This window comes from Erwinia sp. INIA01, from assembly GCF_025947915.1.
Classification (GTDB): domain Bacteria; phylum Pseudomonadota; class Gammaproteobacteria; order Enterobacterales; family Enterobacteriaceae; genus Erwinia; species Erwinia coffeiphila.
In genome coordinates this window covers 391,327-415,856 of record NZ_JAPDNC010000002.1, presented here as the reverse complement: position 1 = coordinate 415,856, position 24,530 = coordinate 391,327, and the positions used below count along the sequence as shown (strand labels likewise).

The window sequence follows — 24,530 nt, the reverse complement described above, 5'->3', positions numbered from 1 at the left end:
TAACCACACTCTGGACCACGGCCACCTTTTCCACAGGTGGCCGTCACCGCGAGCACAGCTCGTACCCGTATTAAGAACGACTGGAATAGATTCAGGAGAGTAATATGGAACATGATACTTTAGCGACTCCCGTACATAATAATGTGCCGAAGAAAAGCTTCAGCGCCACGGATATTCCTGCCACTCAGCATCAGAACAGCGTGACTGAAGGGCTGTCACCGCGACTACAATATCTTCGCCAGCACTACCTTGAAGCACGCCCAAGCGTTTCAATTTACCGCGCTTTAGCGTTTACCGAGGTGGTAAAAAACAACCCCGGCCTGCCTGTTATCCTGCTGCGAGCAAAAGCCTTCCGCCACGCCTGCGAAACGGCACCAATCCTGATTCAGGACCAGGAACTGATCGTGGGCCATCCTTGCGGCAAGCCCCGGGCGGGTGCGTTCTCACCGGACATCGCCTGGCGCTGGGTGCGGGACGAACTGGACACCATGGGCACACGTCCACAGGATCCTTTCGTCATCAGCGAAGAAGATAAAAAAACTATCCGTGAAGAAATCGTTCCCTTCTGGGAAGGTCGTTCGCTGGATGAAATCTGTGAAGCACAGTATCGCGAAGCCGGCGTATGGTCTTTCAGCGGTGAAACCTTCGTCAGCGATCTCTCGTATCACCAGATTAACGGCGGCGGCGATACCTGCCCTGGCTACGACGTACTGCTGTTTACCAAAGGGATGAACGGCATTAAAGCCGATGCCGAAGCCCATCTGGCGGCACTGAGTATGGAAAACCCAGGAGATATAGACCGGATTTACTTCTACAAAGCGGCAATTGAAACCTGCACCGGCGTGGTTAATTACGCTAAGCGTATAGCAGCACACGCCCGCGAACTGGCAGCGGCGGAGAAAGATCCGCAGCGTAAAGCCGAGCTGCTGAACATCGCGCAGGTTAACGAAAACGTACCGGCTAATCCGCCAAAAACGCTGCAGGAAGCGCTGCAAAGTATCTGGACTGTCGAATCGCTGTTTGAAGTAGAAGAAAACCAGACCGGCCTGTCTCTGGGCCGCGTCGATCAATATTGTTACCCGATGTATGAAGCCGATATCCGTGAAGGCCGCCTCACCGAGGAGACCGCACTGGAAATGATGGAGGCCTTTATCATCAAATGTGCCGAGCTGATGTGGATGTCCAGCGAATCAGGCGCGAAATACTTTGCTGGCTATCAGCCCTTTATCAACCTCACGGTCGGCGGCCAGAAGCGCACGGGCGGCGATGCCTGTAACGATCTGACCTACCTGATTATGGATGCGGTCCGATTCGTGAAAGTGTACCAGCCATCGCTGGCATGCCGTATTCACAACCAGTCACCGCAGAAATACATGGAGAAAATTGTCGACGTAGTGAAAGCGGGAATGGGCTTCCCGGCCTGTCACTTCGATGACTCGCATATTCGCATGATGCTGCGCAAAGGCTTTGATTTCGACGATGCGCGTGATTACTGCCTGATGGGCTGCGTGGAACCGCAGAAATCGGGTCGTATCTATCAGTGGACCTCCACCGGCTATACCCAGTGGCCAATGGCCATTGAATTTGTACTGAACCGTGGGCGTATGGTGCTGTTTGACAGCCATCAGGGCCTGGATACTGGCGATCTGCGTGAATTACGTACCTTCGAGCAGTTTGACGCTGCGGTCAAAAAGCAGGTTGAGCATATTGTTCGCCTGTCGGCTATCGGCACCGTTATCAGCCAGCGCGTACACCGTGACGTCGCACCAAAACCGCTGATGTCTCTGCTGGTCGAGGGCTGTATGGAAAGCGGTAAAGATGTTGCCGCAGGCGGCGCAATGATTAACCACGGCCCTGGCCTGATCTTCTCAGGACTGGCGACCTACGTTGACTCAATGGCCGCCATTCGCAAGCTGGTTTACGAAGATAAGAAATACACGCTGGAACAGCTGCGTGATGCGCTGCTGGCCAACTTCGAAGGCTACGAGGCAATGCACCGCGACTGTCTGAACGCGCCGAAATATGGCAATGACGATAACTACGTTGACCAGTATGCCGCCGACATTACCGAATGGACCGAGAAAGAGTGCCGTAAATACGACATGCTCTACTCCACCCTCAGCCACGGCACATTGTCGATTTCTAACAACACGCCAATTGGTGAACTGACCAACGCCACACCTAACGGTCGACTGGCGTGGATGCCGTTGTCAGATGGGATCAGCCCAACCCAGGGCGCTGATAAACAGGGGCCAACGGCGATCATCAAGTCGGTCAGCAAAATGAACGTGGAAACCATGAACATTGGCATGGTGCACAACTTCAAGTTCCTGAAAGGGCTGCTCGACACACCTGAAGGCCGTACAGGTCTGATCACGCTGCTGCGCACCGCCTCAATTATGGGCAATGGCCAGATGCAGTTCAGCTATGTCGACAACGAAGTATTGAAAAAAGCCCAGCAGGAGCCAGAAAAATATCGCGACCTGATTGTGCGCGTGGCGGGATACAGCGCCTACTTCGTTGAGCTGTGCAAAGAGGTTCAGGATGAAATTATCAGCCGTACGGTAATTGACGGATTCTGAGGATAATCCACAGGGAAGAACGATGAACAGGGACGTTCACACAGAGGCATGAGGTAGAAATGATGACCACTAAGGAACTGACGGGGCGGATTTTCAATATCCAAAAATACTCAATTTATGATGGAGATGGCATTCGCACGCTGATTTTTTTCAAAGGCTGCAATATCAGCTGTCCCTGGTGCTCAAACCCGGAAGGCCTGAACGGCAACTTTCAGGTGATGTACTCCCACGATAAATGCATTGACTGCGGCGACTGCGTCAGCGTTTGTCCTTCGGGGACCCACTACCGGGCCAATATCAACGGCAGCTTGAAACATTTCATCAACCGGGAAGCGGGCTGTAGCGGCTGCCGAAAATGCGAAGAAATCTGTACTCAGGATGCCATCAGCATCGTCGGCAAAGATTACACCGTCAGCGAACTGATGGAGGTCATTATGCAGGACTACTTTTTCTATACCTCCTCTGGCGGTGGCGTCACTATTGGCGGTGGTGAGATGAGCCTGCAAACGGACTTTGCGGTTGCGCTGTTTAGCGAATGCAAAAAAGTCATGATCAATACGGCAGTAGAAACGCAGGGAACAACGCCGCTGGAAAATTACAAGAAACTGGCAGCCGTTACGGACACCTTTTTATTCGATCTGAAAGAAATGGATAGCGCGAACCATAAGACACTGTTCGGCATGGGCAACGAACGCGTTAAACGAAACCTGGAATGGCTGGTTGATTCAGGAGCCAATGTCGTTGTCCGCATTCCACTGGTGCGGGGTTACAATGACTCTGAAGAATCCGTGCTCACCGCAATTGATTATATAAAAAAACTTTCACGGCGAGGAAATATTCGCCGCATTGATATTCTCCCCTATCACCAGCTTGGCAAAAGTAAATATCAAAAACTTGATATGGACTACCCGGTATTAAACGATCCTTCATATACACCGGAAGAATTAAATTACATGGAATCACGATTTAAAACGTTTGATTTTGATATCCGTTTAGTTCGCCATTAATTCATTATTTTTTAAAATATCACTCAGGAGTTTACCCATGTCTTCGAAAAAGAAATGCTGGCTATGGCTGCTGCTGGTTATCGTCTCCGAAACGTCAGCAACCTCAACATTAAAAATGTTTGATAACAGTGAAGGTCTGACTAAAACCCTGCTGCTGGGGCTTATCGTTGTGCTCTACTGTATCTGCTACTACTCCCTGTCACGGGCGGTGAAAGATATCCCGGTTGGCCTGGCCTACGCCACCTGGTCAGGTACCGGCATCTTAACCGTTTCAACGCTGGGTATGCTGTTTTACGGCCAGCATCCCGATACCGCAGTGATTATCGGCATGCTGGTTATCGCCAGCGGCATTATTATTATGAATTTATTTTCCCGCATGGGCAATGAAGATGCAGAAGAAACAACACCTCTACCCTCTGAACTCACTGAAAAAAGTTCACCAACACACTAAGGGGAATTATCATGGCTAACGTGGGATTTTTATGGCTGGCATTGTCGATCTGTTCCGAAATAACCGGCACTTCAATGATAAAAAAAACCTCCGGATTCAGTAAACTGGCACCTTCCATATTGGTTATTATTGCCTATGCCGTTTGTTATTTTGCACTGACCAGGGCAATGAGCACAATCCCGGTGGGAGTGGCTTATTCACTCTGGTGTGGGTTTGGTATTGTGGGCGTAACGCTTTGCTCAATGATTTTATACAAACAGAAACCCGACTTACCCGCGATATTTGCCATGCTGCTGATTATTTCTGGTGGTGTCATTATGAATGCCTTCTCCACCATGTAAGCCAGAAATAAATTGACTATTCGGTCACCCGGGACATTAAACACGTTTAATAAACTCACTGCGTAACAGGATTTGTCGTACCTGTTGCGCAGTGAGTAACGTATTTTTCTTAAAATTAGTGCAGTGGCTGCTTCACATACAGGCTGATTGCAGCAGGACGAATGGCCTCAACGCTGATTTCATACTCTTCAACGGTAAGCGTTTCCAGCCGCTCAAAGTTCTCTTCACGCCCGTGTAAGGCGATAACCAGCAGAGAAGGTTCCTGTGATGGCGGCAAAGAAGACCAGTCTCCCAGATCAACGCCTTTCATATAGCCAAAGCACCATTCCTCTACCACCGTGTAATCTTCACCGTTAACGGTGTTAATACCAAACAGCGGCTCGAACTGGTCAGGATAATCAGTCAGACGATCGACAATATCATTCATATGTTGGGAAAGCAGGTCGTGGAAACGGCGGAATTCCTCTTCAGATTCCCAGTCAGGCATCTCCTCCTCTCCGCCCCAGATGGCAGGCAGCCATTCACCTGGCGGAATCGGCACCGGTGCAGAAACGATGGCCGTCAACATGCCGTCCAGTTCGGAGGCATCGACCAGCGAAGTGTCGGTAGAATATTTCATTAAAATATCATCCAGCCATTCCAGCTGTTCTTCCGTCAGGGGACCCTGTTGCATAGCGTTACCTCTCTCCACATAACATTTTCACCAGCCGCGCCGGTGAGTATGGGGGTATTCTCGTTGCCAGTGCAGAAAAAAGCTATCCTGCTGCCGATTTAAAGCATCAGATAACCTGTAAATTGATTATCGTCGCCGGTGCGCTAAAAGCCAGTCTGGCCAGCTAGTGTAGAACCCGACGGGACCAACAACTCAAACTTTGCGTGCGAAACAACATCGCCTCTCGTGAGATCCGTCACGCAGATACCGGGCTCTAAGCCCCTTTTAAATGATAATGATTATCGGCAAGTTCCAACTCTGATAGAATTTGTGCGCTTTTCCCCACTGCCTTTCATTAAGATTCCGGAGAGAACCATGACTGATGCTGATGTGCATCCGGCTATCCAGCCAGCAACGCAAACGATTGCGGCATACCGTAAAATCACCTGGCGACTGATCCCCTTTCTGTGTCTGTGCTATCTGGCTGCCTATCTGGATCGCATCAATATTGGCCTTGCCAAGCTACAAATGGCCAACGACCTGCAGCTCAGTGAAACGGCCTTTGGTCTGGGTGCCGGGTTATTTTTCGTTGGCTACATTCTGTTTGAGGTGCCCAGCAACCTGATCCTACAGCGCGTAGGGGCCAGCGTTTGGATTGCCCGCATCATGATCAGCTGGGGGTTGCTCTCAGCGGCCACACTGATGGTACAGACACCATCGCAGTTCTACGCGCTGCGTTTTTTCCTGGGGGTCGCGGAGGCCGGATTCCTGCCGGGCGTACTATTTTATCTGACCCGCTGGTATCCATCGTGGCGACGCGGCCGCATCATCGCGCTATTTATGATTGGCCTGCCGCTATCCAGCCTGATTGGCGGACCGCTGTCGGGCTGGATTATGACCCACTTTGATCAGCTTCATGGCCTGAGAGGCTGGCAGTGGATGTTCCTGCTCGAGGGGCTGCCCAGCGTGTTACTGGGTGTGATGACGCTGTGGGTGCTGCCCAACAGCGTGGCGCAGGCGAACTGGTTGAGTCAGGAGGAGAAGGCATGCGTTCAGCGGGATCTGGAAATCGATGAGCGGGAGGGCCGCAAGAGTAAGCATCGACTGCGCGACGGGCTGTTAAATATCCGCGTACTGATGCTTGGCGGCATCGATTTTTCGATTCTGCTAAGCGCCTACGCCATGGGTTTCTGGTTGCCTACGCTGATTAAACAGGCCGGAGTGAGCAATATCAGTACTATCGGCTATTTGACGGCCGTTCCGAGCCTGGCCGCCCTGGTGGGGATGTTGCTGATTGGCTACAGTTCGGATCGTATGCGTGAGCGCCGCTGGCACATTATTGTGCCATTTATCATCGGTGCGGGGGCGATGGCGGCCAGCACGTTTGCCGGGCACAGCGTGCTGGCAACGGTTCTGCTTTTCTCACTGGCGCAGGCGATGATTATTGGTGCCGTGCCGGTGTTCTTTAGTCTGCCAGCGACCTTTTTAACGGGTACGGCGGCGGCGGCGGGATTTGCGCTGGCCTGTTCGGTGGCCAATATTGCCGGGCTGGTGAGTAATTCGATTATGGGTCTGGCGTTGGATTTGACCGGCAGCAGCAGCGGTGCGATGTGGTTTTTTGCGGTTTGTTTGTTGCTCAGTTCGCTACTGGTGGTGGCTTTGCCTGCCAGGCTGGTGAATCGTTAGGGGGTAGCGAAGCGGCGTTGTCGATGGCTGTGGTGTACAGCTGGCTGGTTGTGCCTCCGCTCGGGCGGTCCTCGCGCCGCTTTGCTGTGCCTTCACTTCGTTCGTCAGCCTGACGGATCGGTTTAGACGGTCGTTTGCAAAGTCAGAAGTTGGCGCTGGCTGGTTGTGCCCCCGGGCGGGCGGTCCTCGCGCCGCTTTGCGGTGCCCTCACTTCGCTCGTCAGCCGGACAGACCGGCACAGACGCGCGTCCTGCGCGGCTGTGCCTTTCGGCCGCGTCCATGCGGCCGAATCCTGGCTTCCTCTCTCCGTTCAGCGCTGCGGATTGCCCGCCCGGGGGCACAACCAGCCTGCTATCTGACTTCCGTGTTGTCTGAAGAAGGAATCCCGGCATTTTCTTTGTATTCAGCGATGCGGATTGTACGATCGGGAATACAACCAGCCCGTTTCATACAGCAGTGCTGTCTGTCAGTTAAAAATCACTTCAGAACAATTCAATACGACCGCGTAAATCTAATTTTGAAATGTGATACGACCTGTACCGGTGCTGCTTCAGAGAAGACACCACTGTTTCTGTATTAGTCCATATTTCTGAAATGGGTTCTCGACGTCAAAGAACTCACAAATATGCGACGCCTAAAACCATAGTTACAGCAGCTCAACAGTTCAGTCGTCGGGCAGTCGGGCAGTTAAGCAGTTAAGCAGTTAAGCAGTTAAAAGCGAGCACAGAACAATAAAAGGAGGCCAGCCTCTGCGGCTACCGGACAATCCGCAGCGCTGAGGTGGAGGCTACGAGCCAGGAGACGCCAACAGGACGTTGGCGTCAGGCATGGCGCGGGCAGGACGCCCGCTCCAGGCCGGTCCGGAAGGCACGAAGCCGTAACCGAAGGCATCGCGCACGGCGCGACGTGAGGACCGTGCGGTAGCCACAGAGGCTGGCTTCCGGGCCACCATCCACCAGCGAAAAGCAGCACCAACCGGGCTGAAGACATCATACAGCATAACGTGAGGACCGTCCGGCAGCCGCAGAGGCTGGCCTCCGGGCCACCGTCCACCAGCGAAACACCACAAAAAAACCGCCGTCAAAAAAAACAGCGGTTCAGTCAGTGTGAATCAGAAGACGCTAACGCTTAACCCGTCAGAAACGGAACTCCCCACCGAACACCCACGTACGACCACGCGCAGTCGTATTCACCGACACACCCTCGGCCGCCGTACTCAAATCCTGGTTCATGCGGTTCAGCGCTTCCGCATAATCCTTGTTCTGCACGTTCTGTACCGTCAGGCGCAGCTGCAAATTATCCGTCACCTGATAGCTGCTGTAGAGATCGATAATCGTTGGGATCTTCGGCATGCTGTGCTTAGTCACGACGGTAGCATCGTCAGAATTCCACCAGTCAGGATCGAGGCGCTTCGACCTACCGGTATATTTAATCAGGCTACCGATAGTCAGCTTCTCATCCAGCAGGCGTACCCCCAAATCGGCCGTAATATAGCGGCGCGGCAGATCGGCCAGATCGTCATAGGCAAACAGATTTGACGTACTGGCAATCGAAGTCGGCTGATTAGTGTACTGCTCACTGTAGGAAAGGTTCAGATAGGCGAGGCCCGCATCATAGTTCGCCTCTACCTCATAACCTCGCGACTGCACCGGAGAGAGCGAGTTAACGTAGACGTTGGCGTTAAAACCGGCCTCGGAATTATCAACATCCTTGCACAGCGAACCGTCGTAGCACAGGAAGAACGTTTCGCTGGTGATGTAGTCTTTGGTGCGGGTCTGATAAACCAACGCCTTCAGCATCAGCTTATCTTTCTCCACTACCAGCCCCTCCAGATTCACGTTGGTCCCCAGCTGCCAGGTTTCTGCTCTTTCCGGCTTGAGGAACGGGTTCATTGAAGCACCGCCCTCGTTAGCAAAGAACACTTCCTGCACGTTTGGCGCACGGGATGAGTGGCTGTAGCTGACAAACGGCTGCAGCCACGGCGTCACCTGCGCAGAGAGCATCACCGACGGATTGAAGGCTTTATCGTCAAGATTCAGCTCCGCCTCACCCTGCGGGAAACATTTTTCGTTATCGGCGCAGGCAGGCTTGTGGCCATTCACCTTGCTGCGGGTGTAGTTCAGGTTCAGATCGAGCTGGTAGATGTCTTTGTTAATCGTCAGACCGGTATAGAGCGACTCGATCTTCTGCTTACCTGCCGGGGCAAACGCATTGCGATCGGTGTCATTCCACTGCGTAAACTGACGGGTGTAATCGGTTTTCATCACCTTGCTGCCCAGCAGGAAAGTGAAGTCGTAATCGTCCAGCGAGAAGCGGCTGGTGTTACTTAAATCCACCGCGTTAGATTTGTTGGTGCTGGAGGAGCTGCGGAAATTAGAGAACGCATTCGGTACGTAGTTCTGATTGGAACGGCTGCTGCTGAGCAGCAGGTTCACGCCCACCAGCTCGGAGAGCGGGTTAAATTTATAACGCAGCGAGTAGTCATCGCTGGTGATATCACGGCGGGTGAAAGTATTGCTGTAATTACGACCGTTAAATTCAAACTTGTTGTAGCGGTCCGGGCTGAAATCCAGCTTATACAGCTGCGACTGCGGATTCTGCTTCATAAAGTCAGTATCGTCGCCGATAAAGTCTTTGCTGCTCTCACCCGCGCCGTTTTTATAGGTGGCATAGGTGGTGGTTCCGCTCATCCCCACCAGCGCACCGAGCTGGCCGCCGTTACCGAACTCTTCCGTTTTACCGGCTACCGACACCATACCGCTGCGGCCCATGCCGTTATCCCCGACGGAGAAACGGCTCAGCACGCCCACCTGGCGGCCTTCCTGCACCACATCGTCCACGCCGATAGTACGGATGCCGGCGCTGCCCATCAGGGCGTTAACCCCCTGTGAACCGGCGCTGTTGCCGCGCGTGATATCGATTCCGGCGATAAAGTTAGGATCGATCAGCACGGAAGCCGCGCTGTTGCTGCCGCCGTGATAGTTGGTCGGTGCCATGCCGTAAAAGGTCTGCGTCACGCCATCAACCATGGTGTTAACGCGCCCCAGCCCGCTCATCCCACGAATGTTAACGCTCACCCCGCTCTGCAATGGATCGAGCTGGGTGAAAGTGCCGGGAATCCCGCGCAGGGTATTGTCCAGGCTTTGCAGCTTTTTGTCGGCTCTCCGCGAGCTGACCGCGCCCGGAGTGGAGAAGGTTTCGGCGGATGACCCCACATCATCAGCCTGTTTTTTATGATTGCTGTCCGACACGCTGAGGGTGGAGAAGACGGTGCTACCCTTTTCCCCCTCGGCGCTGGCAACGGCAGGTATAACAAGGCAACTGGCTAACGCGAGGTTAGCAAAAGAGTAATATTTCAACGCGGTGCTCCTGGTGTCTGGCTATTTTTGTTATCAAGGTGAATCAAGAAACTGAATGCCTGCGCGGAGTCTTCAAGGCGGGAGTAGCGCCCCGAGCGACCGCCGTGGCCGGCCTGCATATTGGTGGTCAGCAGGATTTGCGATGAGAGATTGCGGTTGACCGTGCGCAGGCGCGCGACGTATTTGGCGGCTTCCCAATAGGGAACGCGCGAGTCATACAGCCCGCTGGTCACCAGCATCGTCGGATAGGCGCGGGGGGTAAGATTGTCGTAAGGGCTCCAGGCCTTGATCTGCCGGTAAGCAACCGGATCGTTAGGATTGCCCCACTCCTCGTACTCCTGCTGGGTAAGCGGCAAGGTCTTGTCCAGCATGCTGTTCAGCACATCGACAAACGGCACCTGCAGCACCACCGCCTTAAACAGTTCCGGTTCCTGATTCACCGCCGCAGCGAGCAGCAGGCCACCGGCGCTACCGCCCATGCCGTAGAGCCGATCGGGGCTGCCATAACCCTTTTCAACCAGCCCACGGGAGGCGTCGATAAAGTCGTTGAAGCTGTTCGGCTTGTGCTCTTTTTTGCCGTTGAGATACCAGTTAATCCCTTTCTCGCCGCCGCCGCGTACGTGAACCAGCGCGAAGACAAAACCGCGATCCAACAGACTGACGCGCGGGGCGCTAAAGGCCGCATCCAGGCTGATGCCGTAAGCGCCGTAACCGTAGGTCAGCAGCGGATTTTCCCCTTTACGGAACAGATCTTTGCGATACACCAACGATACTGGGATGGACTCGCCATCGCGCGCGGGCAGGTTGATAAACTCGCTGCGGTACAGGCTTAAATCCACGCCCGGCACCTGCTTCTGATGAACCAGCCGCGACTGGCCGTCGTTCAGATCCCACTGGTAGTAGCCCAGCGGTTTATCCAGCGAAGAGTAGATGTAGTTGAAGGTGCTCGCTGCCGCATCGCCGTTGCTGCCGGGGCGCGCCATATAGCTGTTATCAGGGAAGGTCAGATCCTGCCATTTGCCGTCAGCGAGGGTCAGTCTGGCAAAATGGGTCTGCCCGTCGCTGCGCCGGGCAATCACCAGCCAGCGGTCGAAGAGGAAGAAGTTTTCCAGCTCGCGATCCGGCTGCGGCGCGACAACGGTATGCCATTTCTCTTCCGGGTAACCGAAGGCGTACAGGCCGAAGTTCTTATCCCAGCTGTTACTGCGCGCGTAAAACTGGCCGTTGTTGTGGTCGACGTAGTACTCCTGACCTTTCACTCTGGCGCGGATGATTTTCGGCTCGGCCTGTGGAACGCTAAGCGACAGCACCCGGGCTTCCGACGTGTCGTTACCGCTCAGGGTGATAATCAGATATTCGCCGGAAGACGAACGCGAAATTCCGGTGTAGAGGCTGTCATCGTCCTCCTGGTAAACCTGGCGATCCGCCGCGCTGGAACCGAGCACGTGCTGCATCACCCGATACGGCGTCAGGGTCTGCGGGTGGTTCAGCACGTAGAAAATCCTGCTGCCGTCGCGGCTGAAAACCATATCGCCCGAGGTCTGCGCCAGGGTATCCGGCAACCAGCGCTGCTGCTGCATATCCAGAATGGCGATCTGGTTCTGCCCCTCGCCGCGCGTGTCCTCGGCGATAGCGAGATAGCGGTTATCTTCGCTGACGGCATAGCGGGAGATGGCGTAGTAGGCATGTCCTTTGCTGCGCGGGTTCGCGTCCATCACCGGCTGCCACTCACCGTCGCCCTGCTTACGCATCAACAGCGGATAATCGGCCCCCTCGGGGAAGCGGCTCTGATAGGTGTAATCGTGGTTCTGCCACGGCTGGGAGTAGTTATCCTGCGCCTGCCGCGCGCTCATCTCTTTATAGAGCTGGCGGCTCAGCGGCTGCCACGCTTTGCCAACCGCGGCGGCATACTGGTTTTCCGCGTTGAGGTGATCCAGCACCGCTTTATTTTTTCGCGTGTCGTCGCGCAGCCAGTGGTAGTTATCCTGGCGGCTGTCGCCGTGCGTCACGACGGTAAACGGCTGGCTTTGTGCCACCGGCGGAACCGGCTGATTTTCGGCAATAGCTACGTGCGCGATCGACAGAATGCCGATCGCCAGACCCCAAAGGCGATTCATTTTTTAAAGGACTCTCAGTCAGTTTTTATTTTTTAAGGAAAAACTTATCGGCATCGTCACCGTATACCGTCCGGCCACCAGCAGTTCGGCGGGCGGGGGCGGCAGTGGGCTGGCCCGCTCCAGCATCGCCAGCGCCTCGCGATCGAGGGCAATGGTGCCGGAAGATCGATCCAGCCGACTGCCGCTAATATCGCCACCGGCACTGACGGTAAAGGTGACCGTTGCCACCCCTTCCCGCTCGCGGCGGCGCGCATCCGCCGGGAACTGCTTCACCCGGTTAAGCTGCCCCATCGCCAGCCCCTCCCAGCTCAGCCGCACCCGATCCATCTGTTCGGCATTACTTTCCACCGGCGCGGCGGTTTTGGCCGCTGGCTTCTGAGAGGGCAGCGGCGCAGCACGACTGTTCAGCGTGGCGTTACCTTCTACCGCCTGCTGATTGAGGCGATTTTCTTTATGTACATTCTGCTTTTTCACCGGCTTCGGTACCGGCGTGTGCGGTTTTTTCAGCGCCAGTTCGCCGTCATCGGCGGTTACCGCGCGATGCGTTTCGGTTTTCTCCGGGGTCACCTGCGCGCGTGAGGCCTCAACCCGTCGCTGCTGGTTAACGCCAATCGGCATATCCAGCGGCACCTTTTCGGTTTGGACTTCCGGCGCAAACTCCAGCATCACCGCCGGGGGAGAGTTAACGGTGACGTGCTGCTTTTCAAAGGTGACGATCGCCAGCAGGGCAATAATGCCGTGTGCCGCCATGCTGAGCAGCGTTCCCCGCCCCCACGGCTGCGGAACCTGCTGTGCTTCGCTGTGTTGCAGTGCGCTCATTACTGACCCGACGCCGGGATATACCAGACATAGTCAGCCTGATCGGGGGTGACCTCGGTACCGCTGGCCGCCAGAATCAGCACCAGCGGGCGCGGCGCGTTGAGATCCTGCAAATGTAGCGGCACGCCGAGGCTTTTCGCCGCGTGATAACCACCGGCAATCAGCAGCGCCGGGCGCGGCGCGTTCATCAGCTGCTGGGCCATAAAGCGGTCGCGATTCTGCTGCACAGACAGCATGGACTTCAGCTGCTCCGGCGCCATTTTTCCGCCGTGCATGGCAGTAATCACCGAGGAAAGCGTGTCGCGGACTTCCGGCCGGGACGAATGCTGACCGGCAGGGAACTGCGGTTCGGCATACAGAGCTTCAATCTGCGGACGGCTGAGGTTGGCGGCCAGCAGCGGAGCCTTGCCGTGCAGCGAGGACATCACCACGCCGCGATACAGCGGCCACGGCCAGCCGGTGCGCCACTGCAGCAGCTCCTGGATACGCTGCTCGCGAATATACGGATCGGATTTCAATCCCTTCTGTAGCTCGCTGACGGCGGCCTGCTGATCGTTATTAATCATTTCCATCAGCACGCTTCCCTGCGGGCGTTTCTGTGCCAGCTGCTCAATCAGCCACTGTTCGGCCTGATGATGCCTCGCGTCGCTGTGCTCTTCGCCAACGATCACCATTTGTGCCTGGCTGAGCTCATCCAGCAGCGCCTGCGGCGTCAGGGTGCGCGAGGAATCCAGCGCCTTAATCGTTGAGGCTGAGGCAAATTCAGAAATGGACGCCGCCTGCGGTGCGAGCACTTTTGGCTGCTGGCAGGCGGTGAGTAATGAGGCGAGAGAGAGCAGCAGCGCGGTAGCGGCTAATTTTGTTTTCATCATCATTGATATAACTTCATGCCAGTCTTCTTCTCGAAGACTCCCCAAAAAAGCCACGGCGCGGCGAAAATGAGACATTATTCTTTTTGATAATGAATATCAATATTACTATCATTCTTATTATTAATTTTTAGCGTTTGCCTGCAAAAAATTAGCACCAGTGCTAGCAATAAGAATTGGGGTTGATAATGCGGAACGGACCGCACGGTTGAAGCAGATATCCGGCATCTGGCGCACGGCCAATGTCAGACCGGGAGAGCAGCGAGAAAGGCTCAGCCATGTAGACATTGCCTGGAATGGGTAGCCTGAACGTGAATAACTCAGCCAGCAGGCTCAGATCCCGGAATTGATGGCTGCAATGTAGCCGCGGTTTGAATGCAGATACAGTCTCGCTGATGCCGTCGGGGTTCAGACGATGGTGTTTTTCCGGTTGCTCACCCGCCAGCAGAGCTGACGCTGCTGCAAAAGCTGCTGATGGTGATACTGTAGATCGGTCAGCGAGAGCTGCTCCACCGCCTCTGCCGTCAACGCAGGTGCCGGGTCCTGCTGCTGCAGCCACTCTTCGCGGCTGGCCGTCAGCGGATCGTCGTGATGGGGATTGAGTGAATCCAGCAGAACCCGACGATACTCAGCCAGCCGGTCCGCCGTGAGGGACGCAAGAGACGTTGCCATCCGTTGTAAAAATGCCTCTATCGCCTGCCACAGATCGTCATGCGTCAGCGTCGGCGATTGCAGGCAGAATAGAATCCCCGCCCGCCCCGCCACCTGCCACCAGCGGCAGCTGACCACGTAACCGATATTCTGCTCCACTCTCAGTTGCTGGAAAAATGCGGGCTGGAAGATCAGCGCCAGGCAGCGCCAGGCGGCCACGGCCTGCGGGGTTGACCCGTTTAGCGGGCAGAACAGCACAACGGCGGCATCATTGCTGTCGGTAACTACGGAGTACTCCCGCTGCGGCACGGGCAGCGGCCGCGATGCCTCAACCAGCGAATTCACCCTTCCCGGAAAATGCGACAGCTGCCGCGCGATTTGCTGATGCAGTTCACGGCTTCCGCCGTAAAGGCTTGCCTGCCAGTGCATTGCGGGCAGCGGCGACACAGAGGAGGCATGGCTGGCGTTCTGCCACAGCGGCGGCAGCGCATTTATCAGCGCACGCACCACAATATCGGCCTGCTGCGCGCGCTGCTGCCGCTGATATTCCCGCTCACCCTGCTCGATAGCCACGGCGGGCAAGGCAGCCAGCCGCGCCGTCAGCGAGGAAAGCGTCGCCATCATCAGCTCGGGAGAGCCGCTCAGCTGGATTAGCCACAGCCCCTGATAACACTCCAGCTTTAGTTCACCGCCGCCGTGGATGCAGCTACCGGCCAGCGCACGCAGCGCGGCCTGCATAATCTGCCCCCAGGGCAGCGGCATAACCGCAGCCGGGCTGAGCAGCAGCACCGCCTGCCCGCCATCAGGATTGTAATGCGGCAGCGGCAGTTCAGCGGAAAGGCTCTCAGCGGTAAATGTCGGCTGCGGGCGCGGGAAGAAATCCAGCGCTGGTATCACCCCGGGCAGTGCTGGCTTATCGAGCCGACGCGCCGCCAGAGGCAGGTTGAATCCCTGCACCAGCCGGTATCTGGTTATCCGGTTATCACCCGTGCCTCGTGGCTCAGTTTGCAACCCGCCAGCGGGCCGGGGCTGCTCAATGGCACCTTCACGACTGAGAGGCGTTTGCCCTGTTTCCTGCCTGCCGCTGCGCAGCCGGGTCAGATTCTCCGCTACCAGCTGCGCCAGCAGCGGCTGCCAGCGCAACGGCCAGGCTTCCGGCGGCGCAAAGCCAAACGCCCGTTCGCGCAGCCTGTCCATCACCGGCAGCCTGTTGAACTCCCGTACCGCCAGCGCTGCATAGTGCTGAAGCTGCTCGTCGCTCAACCCCGCCAGCCGTCGCAGCCAGTGGTGCAGCAGGCCTTCCGCCCCTGCCGCGTGGTGCGGAGCCACCAGCGTCAGCTCGATGCTCAGCACCTGCTGCTCCACGCTAACGTAGGGCCGCAGCACGCGCAGCTCGTCGCACAGCCCTTCCGCCCGCAGCGCCGCCATCAGGCTGCCTTCGGCTTCATCGCGCAGCAGCTGGCGCAGCAGGGTCAGCTCCTCGCTGAAGCCGCCGGTCAGCAGGAAGGAGAGACGCAGCCGCTCACCGTCCGGGCGCTGAAGCAGATAATCCCGCTGCGCTGATAACGCCAGCGGCGGTATAAGAACCGTTGAAGGCTGGGTTTGATCCGCAAAACGCAGACCGGCGCGTTCGGCCAGCTGCCACAGCTCATCAGCAGACTGCGGGCCATGGAGCCACAGCGTGGTATTCGCAGCGTAGTAAGCCTGCTGATGGAACCGCATCAGCGCCCTGCGCAGCGCGGCCGTATCGGTGCCAAAACGTGCGCCGTCGCCGACCTGAAAACGCTGCCACGGGTGCGCTGCAAATGCCGCACTCAGCGCCGCATCGGCCAGCTTGTCCTGATGGCCGCACAGCAGGCGATACTCCGCATCGATCGCCGCCGTTTCCTGGCTGATGGCGCTTTCCGCCAGCAGCGGAGCCACCAGCATATCGGTCAGCCGCGCCAGCCCGTCCGACAGCAGCGCAGGGGCACACTCAAAAAAGAAGGCCGTACCGTTGCCGAGGGTGGTCGCGTTCAGCCGCCCGCCCTGCGCCTGCGCCCACATCATCAGGCGCTCGTCATCCTGAAAACCGGCGCTTCCGGCAAACAGCACGTGCTCCAGCAGATGCGCCAGCCCCGGCCAGGCATCCGGCTCGTGCAGGCTGCCGACGCCCACCTGCACCAGCGCCGAGGCGCAGCGGGCCTGCGGGTCCGTAATAATACGGACCTGAAGACCATTGCTGAGCTGGCGCTGTTGTACCGGCATCGGTCAGACTTTGAAAATCAGCTGGGAATTAACCCGCTCGGAGTTGGCGCGGTTGCGGAATTGCAGCTGGTCAACACGCATGGTGGTGCAGTTGGCCTGCTCGCGGGCGGCGAGGATTTTGTGGTGATGTTCGGACTTGCTGCACACCGGGTCCGCATTATCCGCGTTGCCGGTCAGCATAAAGGCCTGGCAGCGGCAGCCGCCGAAGTCCTTCTCTTTCTCCGAGCAGGATCGGCAGGGTTCCGGCATCCAGTCAAAGCCGCGATAGCGGTTAAAGCCGAAGGAGTTAAACCAGATATCCTGCAGGCTCTGCTCCAGCACCGACGGGAACTGTACCGGCAGCTGGCGTGCACTGTGGCACGGCAGCGCGGTGCCTTCCGGCGTCACGCTGAGGAAAATCGCCCCCCAGCCGCCCATGCAGCCTTTCGGGCGCTCTTCGTAATAATCCGGGGTGACGAACAGCAGATTGGTCAGGTTATCGCTGGCGGACATTTTTTCACGATAGCGGGCAACCACCGCTTCGGCGCGTTCGATCTGATCGCGGGTCGGCAGCAGCCCTTCGCGGTTCAGCTGCGCCCAGCCGTAGAACTGACAGGTCGCCAGCTCCACGTCATCCGCTTCCAGCTCGATGCACAGTTCGATAATGCGGTCGATCTGGTCGATATTGTGGCGGTGCAGCACAAAGTTCAGCACCATCGGGTAGCCGTGGGCTTTCACCGCGCGCGCCATCTCCAGTTTCTGCTGGAAGGCCTTCTTCGATCCGGCCAGCGCGGCGTTCAGCGTCTCGTCGCTGGCCTGGAAGCTGATCTGAATATGATCGAGGCCCGCTTCGGCAAACGAATCGATCTTTTTCTGCGTCAGGCCGATCCCCGAGGTGATCAGGTTGGTGTAGAACCCCAAATCACGCGCCGCGCGGATCAGCTCCGGCAGATCTTTGCGCACCAGCGGCTCGCCGCCGGAGAAACCGATCTGCACTGCGCCCATCGCGCGGGCCTGTTTAAAGACTTCGATCCACTGCTCGGTGGTCAGCTCTTTTTCCTGCTGGGCAAAGTCCAGCGGGTTCGAGCAGTACGGGCACTGCAGCGGGCAGCGGTAGGTCAGTTCAGCCAGCAGCCACAGCGGCGGGTTGACCTTATTTTCAGGCTGGGTCACGTAATATTATCCACTTCTGTTCCCTCGCCTGAGCGAAGAAATCCTGTACATCGTCATCCACGCCGCCCGCTTCCGGGAAGCGATCGTTCAGCGTCTGAATGATCTCGGCCAGCGTGCGCTTACCGTCCACCAGTTCGAGGATCGCCGTAGCGCTGTCGTTCAGCTTGGCCATGCCTTCCGGATAAAGGATCACATGGCAGTTCTGCACTTCTTCCCACTGCAGGCGGTAGCCGCGGCGGAACATCGGAATAGTTTGTGGGTTGCTCACAGCAGTTTTCCTTTATGCCAGACGGGCTGGTCGGTGACAGTATGATACGGCGGGCGATCCAGGGCGTAGGCCATGGTCATGGCGTCCAGCATGCTCCACAGAATGTCCAGTTTGAACTGCAGGATCTCCAGCATGCGCTGCTGTTTCTCCACGGTGTTGCAGTACTCCAGCGCCAGCTCAAGGCCGTGCTCAACGTCACGACGTGCCTGGCTCAGACGTCCACGGAAGTAGCCGTAGCCCTCTTCTTCAATCCAGGTATAGTGCTGCGGCCAGCTGTCGAGGCGCGACTGGTGGATCTGCGGCGCAAACAGTTCGGTTAGCGAGCTACAGGCGGCTTCCTGCCACACCGCGCGGCGGGCAAAGTTGACGTAGGCATCCACGGCAAAGCGCACGCCCGGCAGCACCATCTGCTCGGAGAGCAGCACATCACGATCCAGCCCGACCGCTTCCCCCAGCCGCAGCCAGGCTTCGATGCCGCCGTCGCTGTCGCCGTAACCGTCGTGATCCAGAATGCGCTGTACCCATTTGCGACGGGTCTGCGCGTCCGGGCAGTTGGCCATAATCGCCGCGTCTTTCAGCGGGATATTGGTCTGGTAGTAGAAGCGGTTCGCCACCCAGCCCTGGATCTGCTCGCGCGTCGCCTCGCCGTTGTGCATGGCGATATGGTACGGGTGATGAATGTGGTAATAGGCACCGCGCGCGCGCAGGGCCTGTTCGAACTGCTCGGGGGTCATCAGTGCTGGCTGGCTCATAGGTCGATACTCATTCCGTCGAAGCTGACCTCAATGCCGCGCTGCGTCAGCGCCTGGCGCTCCGCTGAGGACTCATCGAGGATCGGATTGGTGTTGTTAATATGGATCAGGATCTTGCGGCGGGCCGGGAGATTACTGAGTAACGCCATCAGCCCCTGCTCTTCACCCAGCGCCAGATGGCCCATATCGCGCCCGGTATTGCGCCCCACGCCGGTATTGGCCAGCTCGTTGTCCTGCCACAGCGTGCCGTCGATCAGCAGGCAGTCGGCCTGCTTCATCAGCTCCAGCAGTTCAGCATCCGGCTCGCCCAGCCCCGGCGCGTACAGCAGTTTGCTGCCGGTGGTGGTGTTCTCAATCATCAGCGCGATGTTATGGCCGGGCAGCGGCCGCCCGCGATACGGCGAGTACGGCGGTGCATTGCTGAGGATCGGAATGGCGGTAAAGCGCAGCGCCGGGCACACCGCGACCGAAAACGGCTCTGCGGGCTGGATGGCATGATGCACCAGCCCACCGTTCCAGTGGGACAGCATGGTAAAGATCGGGAAGCCGCTGGTCAGATCGTCGTGAACTTCCGGCGTGCACCACACCTGATGCGGGCAGCCTTCACGCAGATTCAGTAAACCGGTGCAGTGATCGATCTGGCTGTCGGTCAGGATGATTGAGCCGATCGCCGTGCCGCGCAGCACGCCGTGCTTATTCAGTTCGGGATTAGCGGCAATCTGATGGCAGATATCCGGCGAGGCGTTGCACAGCACCCAGTTGGTGCCGTTATCGCTGACCGCGATTGAAGATTGGGTACGCCGCGTGGCAGGGATGCTGCCGTCGCGCACACCCTGGCAGTTGCGGCAGTTGCAGTTCCACTGCGGGAATCCACCGCCCGCCGCAGAGCCAAGAACTTTGATTTTCATGGATAAACCGGGAAAAAGGAAAAAAATGCCCGCGGAACACAGCAGGCATCAGCTGTGCCTGAAAAAATCAGGCCACAGATTTATTAACGGTTAGAAATGTACAGAGTCACTTCTAAGCCCAGACGCATATCGATGAAAGTAGGTTTAGACCACATATTCATATCCTCTAAATATCGCTAAAAAACACCCCACCGGACGCGCCAGGTGAAAGGCATGTTGTCAAATTACAAGAACTTGGCGGCGCAAATGTTGCGCCTATGCTAAATCGATATCAACCCTTAATTCTTTGTGGGTTACCAAATTTTGTACTATTTGGTTCAAAAACCACGATTTATTTTTGCCAGGTTTGCCGTAAAACCCGCAGCCAGTTCGCGTGGCCGAGCTTGTTAATCAGTTCGTCACCATAGCCCGCATCCTTCAGCGCACTCACCAGTCTCGGCAGGCCGGTGACGTCGCCAATCTCATCCGGTACGTTAATCCCGTCAAAGTCCGATCCGAACGCCACGCGGTCTTCCCCCAACTTTTCCAGCAGGTAATCAAGGTGTTGCACCATCACGCTGAGCGGCGTATTGCCGTCACGTTTACCGTCGCTGCGCAGGAACGAGGTGCCGAAGTTCAGCCCGACCAGCCCGTCGCTTTCTTTAATCGCCGCCAGCTGGCTATCCGTCAGGTTGCGCGGCTGCGGGCACAGCGCATGAACGTTAGAATGGCTGGCCACCAGCGGTGCGTCGCTAAGCTCGGCGGTCTGCCAGAAGGTTTTCTCATTCATATGCGACAGGTCGATCATCAGCCTGTGTTGGTTACAGGCACGGATCAGCCGCTTACCGGCCTCGGTCATCCCTTCCCCGGTATCCGGTGAACCGGGAAACGTACCGTTAATGCCGAAACCGAAACGGTTGGGGATATTCCAGAACGGCCCGATGCTGCGCAGCCCGGCGGCGGCCCAGCCTTCCAGCTGGCTCAGATCCTCATCCAGCCCTTCGGCACCTTCAATGTGCAGCACCATCGCCAGCACGCCCTGCGCCATGCACTGCTCAATATCGCTGACGCTGCGGCAGATGCGCGCCTGTCCTGCCGACTGCTGCGCAATCTGCTGGAAGATGGCGATCTGCTGCTCGGTGATCGCCAGCGGATCGTGCCGCAGCGCCTCCTGCTCGGCATCGCGCTTGAAGAATTTAGCCACGTGCTCCGCAGGAGGCACAAACACGGCAAACAGCCCCCCGGCAAAGCCAACCTGCCGCATGCGGTTCAGGTCGAGATGGCCGCCAAGGCGCTGCTGAAGAAAGGCCTCGGCCGGGCGTTCAGGATGATGCAGCCACAGGTGCAGCAGCACATCATTATGGCCGTCAAAAACCGGTTGCGGGATATCGCTCATTTGCAGTGCCTTTATTACGCGGGAAAATCAAAGCATAACGCAGTTTTCGCCGTTGTCAGAACCGGCGATCACATGGTTTCGCCCATAAAGATTTGATAGCTGAGGTCCACCGAGTCAGCGGTAAAGCTGTCATCGCTGATTTTTTTCAGCAGCAATTCGGCGGCGGTGTAGCCGATCGCATAGCGTGGGGTGATCACGCTCGCCATCGTCGGGTACATTTCCCGGCTGATATCCAGCCCGTGAAAACCGGCAATCGCAATGCGGCCCGGCACCGCAATCCCCTGCCGCTGGCAGTAGAGCAGCGCACCGAGTGCCAGGTCATCATTGGTGCAGAATACCGCATCCAGATCGGGGTACTGCTCCAGCGCGGTGGTGAGCATCGCCGCGCCCAGCTTCTGCGAGGAAATGGCTTTCGGGTTAATCCTCCGCCCTTCTCCGCCCCGCTCACTCATCGCCTGGCAATAGCCGCGATAGCGAAACTCATCGCGACGGTCATCCTGTGAGCCAAAATAGATAATACTTTTCCGCCCCTGATCGAGCAGCGTGCGCGTCATATCGTAGCCAGCGCTGTAGTTGTTAAAGCCGACCTGCATATCCAGACACGCGCCCTGGGTATCCATCACCTCCACAATCGGGATTTTCGCCGAGCGCAGATACTTCACCGCCCGCAGGGTGTGGTCCTTTTCGCTAAGCAGGATGCCGTCGATATTGTAGGACAGCAGATTGATGATCTGTTCCTCTTCCACCTGCTTATCGTAGTTGTAGTTGGCGATCAGCGTCTGATAGCGCCCCTCTTTGGTCGCCGCTTCAATACCGCTGAGCAGGTCGGCGAATATCTGGTTTTTAAACGACGGGATCAGCACGCCCAGCGTGTAGCTCTTCGCGTTGAGCAGCATCTCCGGCGCGCGGTTGGGAATGTAGTTAATCTCTTCAATGATCTGGGCAATTTTCGCCCGGGTTTCCGGCGCAACGCGTTCTGGCGTCCGCAGATAGCGGCTTACCGTCATCCGGGTTACGCCAGCCAGCGTGGCGATGTCCTGTAACGATATGCGGTGCGATCTCATAAGCTTCCATGGAATCAAATAAAAGTAAAAAGGGCCAGGCAAGCCTGGCCCTTACGGGACGACGACGGAAGTAACCGGCCGTCTGACAGATTAGTGAATAATGGCGTTCAGAATCAAGACGCCCGCCAGGCCGAGGAAGGAAATCAGCGTTTCCATCACCGTCCAGGTCTTCAGCGTTTCAATCACGCTGAGGTTGAAGTAGCCCTTGAACAGCCAGAAGCCAGGGTCGTTAACGTGTGACGCGATCACGCTACCGGAACCCACCGCCAGCACCATCAGCGCCGGGTCGGCGTGGGTGATAGCAATAATTGGCGTGACGATACCGGCGGTGGTGATCGCCGCGACGGTCGCAGAACCCAGCGCGATACGCAGCATGGCTGCCACGGTCCAGCACATCAGCAGCGGAGACAGCGACGAGCCTTTCATCATATTCGCGATGTAGTCACCCACGCCGCTGTCCACCAGCACCTGCTTAAAGGCACCGCCACCGGCGATAATGAACACGATCATCGCAATCGCGCCGATGGAGGAGCTGCACATCTCCATCACGTCGTCCATCTTACGGCCGTTACGCAGGCCCAGGGTGAACACCGCAATCACTACCGAGATAAACAGCGCCACCGCCGGGTTACCGACAAATTCAAAGAACTGGCGCAGCACGTTTTCTTTCGGCGTGGTCAGCTCAAATACCGCCGCCACCGCCATCAGGATCACCGGAATAATCGCCGCGAAAATACTGGTCCAGAAGCCCGGCATTTCATGGTCTTCAAACACTTTCGGGTTATACAGCCCTTCCGGCGGTGATTTTTCAAAGTTTTTCAGGAATTTCGAGAACACCGGCCCGGCGATAATCACCGTCGGGATAGTGATGATCATGCCGTACAGCAGTGTAGTACCGAGGTTAGCACCAAAGATAATGGCGATAGCGGTCGGGCCCGGGTGCGGCGGCAGGAAGCAGTGGGTCACCGACAGCGCGGCCACCATCGGCACGCCGACGTACAGCAGCGGCAGGCGTGCGGCGGCCACCACGGTAAACACCAGCGGCAGCAGCAGCACGAAGCCGATTTCATAGAACATCGCCAGGCCAACTACCAGACCGGTGACCATCAGCGCCCACTGCACGCGCTGTTTACCGAAGGCGGCAATCAGCGTGGTCGCCACGCGCTGCGCGGCCCCGGTGTCGGACACCAGCTTGCCGAGCATGGCACCGAAGCCGAGGATTAGCGCCAGCCCACCGAGCGTGCCGCCAACCCCTTTCTGGATCGAAGCGATAACCGCCAGCGGCGTCATCCCTTCGGCCACGCCGACTACGGCAGAGACAAAAATCAGAGCGATGAAGCCGTTGACCTTAAATACGATCATCAGCACCAGAAGCAGAATGACCCCAAAGGCTATTATTGTAATGGGCATAGAAATTCCTGTGTTTTAAAAGGTCCGGTGTCTTAAGGTGTAGCCGCTTACACTGCTACGCGCATCCCGCCGTCGACAAAAAGCAGGTGCCCGTTCACAAAATCAGAGGCTTTTGAAGCAAGGAACACCGCAGCACCGATCAGCTCTTCCGGGTTGCCCCAGCGCGCGGCCGGTGTGCGTTTACACAACCATGAGGTGAAGGCTTCATCATCCGCCAGCGCCTGGGTCATTTCGGTTTTAAAGTAGCCCGGCGCAATGCCGTTTACCTGAATGTTGTAGCGCGCCAGCTCAACGCACATGCCGCGCGTCAGCATGGTCACCGCGCCTTTTGACGCAGCGTATGGGGTGATGGTGTCGCGGCCCAGCTCGCTCTGCATCGAGCCGATATTGATGATTTTACCCTGCTTGCGGGTCACCATCTGGCGTGCCACCGCCTGAGAAACCAGGAATACCGCAGTCTGGTTAACGGCGATAACGTCGTTCCAGTCCTGCTCCGGGAATTCCAGGAACGGGCGACGGCGCTGAATACCGGCGTTGTTCACCAGCACGTCGATCGGCCCGATCTCGCTCTCAATTTTTTCCACTGCCGCATTCACTGCCGCTGACTGAGTCACGTCAAACGCTACAGCGTGTGCCTTAAAGCCCTGCTGCTGCAGCGCAGCGGCGGCTTTATCCGCACCTTCCTGCGTGGTGGCGTTGATGATCACTTCGGCACCGGCCTCGGCCAGCCCTTTCGCCATCAGAAAACCAATACCGCGGCCGGAACCGGTGATCAGTACACGTTTGTTAGCGAGTGAGAAAAGCGTTGTCATGATTTGTC

The 24,530-nt window shown here is 57.1% G+C and carries 20 protein-coding genes and 1 pseudogene; 5 read left to right on the top strand and 16 right to left on the bottom strand.

The features are described 5' to 3' along the window. Window positions 1-206 precede the first annotated feature (206 nt). The 4 genes and pseudogenes from cutC to OMR58_RS03785 all read left to right on the top strand — a co-directional run. Window positions 207-2,582 (top strand): annotated as a pseudogene (gene cutC / locus OMR58_RS03800) (choline trimethylamine-lyase); the annotation flags it as partial. Between the two features lie 59 nt (window positions 2,583-2,641). After that, the gene (gene cutD, locus OMR58_RS03795; protein WP_200560232.1) at window positions 2,642-3,589 is read left to right on the top strand and encodes a choline TMA-lyase-activating enzyme; all 948 of its coding nucleotides are present in this window, start codon (window positions 2,642-2,644) and stop codon (window positions 3,587-3,589) included. 37 nt (window positions 3,590-3,626) lie between these two features. After that, window positions 3,627-4,040, top strand: a complete 414-nt coding sequence (locus OMR58_RS03790) for a DMT family transporter (RefSeq protein ID WP_264545307.1) — start codon at window positions 3,627-3,629, stop codon at window positions 4,038-4,040. A gap of 11 nt (window positions 4,041-4,051) precedes the next feature. Continuing rightward, window positions 4,052-4,381, top strand: a complete 330-nt coding sequence (locus tag OMR58_RS03785) for a DMT family transporter (protein WP_200560234.1) — start codon at window positions 4,052-4,054, stop codon at window positions 4,379-4,381. 115 nt (window positions 4,382-4,496) lie between these two features. Here OMR58_RS03785 and OMR58_RS03780 read toward each other — a convergent pair whose 3' ends face one another. Then, window positions 4,497-5,054, bottom strand: a complete 558-nt coding sequence (locus OMR58_RS03780; protein WP_200560235.1) for a UPF0149 family protein — start codon at window positions 5,052-5,054, stop codon at window positions 4,497-4,499. Window positions 5,055-5,408: 354 nt separating this feature from the next. Here OMR58_RS03780 and OMR58_RS03775 point away from each other — a divergent pair, with 354 nt between their 5' ends. After that, entirely contained in the window at window positions 5,409-6,719 is a 1,311-nt protein-coding gene (locus tag OMR58_RS03775; RefSeq protein WP_264545306.1) for an MFS transporter, read from the top strand. 787 nt (window positions 6,720-7,506) lie between these two features. Here OMR58_RS03775 and OMR58_RS03770 read toward each other — a convergent pair. The 15 genes from OMR58_RS03770 to idnO form a co-directional block, all read right to left on the bottom strand. After that, a complete protein-coding gene (locus OMR58_RS03770) occupies window positions 7,507-7,647 on the bottom strand; it encodes a hypothetical protein (RefSeq protein ID WP_200560237.1) in 141 nt (46 codons plus the stop codon). 208 nt (window positions 7,648-7,855) lie between these two features. Next, window positions 7,856-10,078 (bottom strand): TonB-dependent receptor domain-containing protein, encoded by a 2,223-nt coding sequence (locus tag OMR58_RS03765; RefSeq protein WP_264545305.1) that lies wholly within the window; start codon window positions 10,076-10,078, stop codon window positions 7,856-7,858. Then, complete coding sequence (locus OMR58_RS03760) at window positions 10,075-12,195, bottom strand: S9 family peptidase (protein WP_264545304.1); 2,121 nt, start codon at window positions 12,193-12,195, stop codon at window positions 10,075-10,077. Before OMR58_RS03760 ends, OMR58_RS03765 begins: the two co-directional genes overlap by 4 nt. Before the next feature lie 18 nt (window positions 12,196-12,213). Beyond that, window positions 12,214-13,014, bottom strand: coding sequence for an energy transducer TonB family protein (locus OMR58_RS03755; RefSeq protein ID WP_264545303.1), 801 nt, complete (start codon window positions 13,012-13,014; stop codon window positions 12,214-12,216). After that, complete coding sequence (locus OMR58_RS03750; RefSeq protein WP_347710562.1) at window positions 13,014-13,889, bottom strand: ChaN family lipoprotein; 876 nt, start codon at window positions 13,887-13,889, stop codon at window positions 13,014-13,016. The genes OMR58_RS03755 and OMR58_RS03750 overlap by 1 nt, the downstream gene beginning before the upstream one ends. A gap of 402 nt (window positions 13,890-14,291) precedes the next feature. Then, window positions 14,292-16,781 (bottom strand): pyrroloquinoline quinone biosynthesis protein PqqF, encoded by a 2,490-nt coding sequence (gene pqqF / locus OMR58_RS03745; protein ID WP_264545302.1) that lies wholly within the window; start codon window positions 16,779-16,781, stop codon window positions 14,292-14,294. A gap of 3 nt (window positions 16,782-16,784) precedes the next feature. Beyond that, entirely contained in the window at window positions 16,785-17,933 is a 1,149-nt protein-coding gene (pqqE, locus tag OMR58_RS03740) for a pyrroloquinoline quinone biosynthesis protein PqqE (RefSeq protein ID WP_205065872.1), read from the bottom strand. Then, window positions 17,920-18,201 (bottom strand): pyrroloquinoline quinone biosynthesis peptide chaperone PqqD, encoded by a 282-nt coding sequence (pqqD, locus tag OMR58_RS03735; protein WP_264545301.1) that lies wholly within the window; start codon window positions 18,199-18,201, stop codon window positions 17,920-17,922. Before pqqD ends, pqqE begins: the two co-directional genes overlap by 14 nt. Continuing rightward, entirely contained in the window at window positions 18,198-18,953 is a 756-nt protein-coding gene (pqqC, locus tag OMR58_RS03730) for a pyrroloquinoline-quinone synthase PqqC (protein WP_264545300.1), read from the bottom strand. Before pqqC ends, pqqD begins: the two co-directional genes overlap by 4 nt. Further along, window positions 18,950-19,861, bottom strand: a complete 912-nt coding sequence (gene pqqB / locus OMR58_RS03725) for a pyrroloquinoline quinone biosynthesis protein PqqB (protein ID WP_264545299.1) — start codon at window positions 19,859-19,861, stop codon at window positions 18,950-18,952. The genes pqqC and pqqB overlap by 4 nt, the downstream gene beginning before the upstream one ends. An 83-nt stretch (window positions 19,862-19,944) precedes the next feature. After that, window positions 19,945-20,016, bottom strand: a complete 72-nt coding sequence (pqqA, locus tag OMR58_RS03720) for a pyrroloquinoline quinone precursor peptide PqqA (protein WP_105592606.1) — start codon at window positions 20,014-20,016, stop codon at window positions 19,945-19,947. A 176-nt stretch (window positions 20,017-20,192) separates the two neighbouring features. Next, window positions 20,193-21,236, bottom strand: a complete 1,044-nt coding sequence (locus tag OMR58_RS03715; RefSeq protein ID WP_264545298.1) for a dipeptidase — start codon at window positions 21,234-21,236, stop codon at window positions 20,193-20,195. A gap of 68 nt (window positions 21,237-21,304) precedes the next feature. Beyond that, window positions 21,305-22,300, bottom strand: coding sequence for a DNA-binding transcriptional regulator IdnR (gene idnR / locus OMR58_RS03710; protein ID WP_105592569.1), 996 nt, complete (start codon window positions 22,298-22,300; stop codon window positions 21,305-21,307). Between the two features lie 90 nt (window positions 22,301-22,390). Continuing rightward, on the bottom strand, window positions 22,391-23,710 hold the full coding sequence (locus tag OMR58_RS03705) for a gluconate:H+ symporter (protein ID WP_264545297.1): 1,320 nt from the start codon (window positions 23,708-23,710) through the stop codon (window positions 22,391-22,393). A 47-nt stretch (window positions 23,711-23,757) separates the two neighbouring features. After that, a complete protein-coding gene (gene idnO, locus OMR58_RS03700; protein ID WP_105592571.1) occupies window positions 23,758-24,522 on the bottom strand; it encodes a gluconate 5-dehydrogenase in 765 nt (254 codons plus the stop codon). Window positions 24,523-24,530 lie beyond the last annotated feature (8 nt).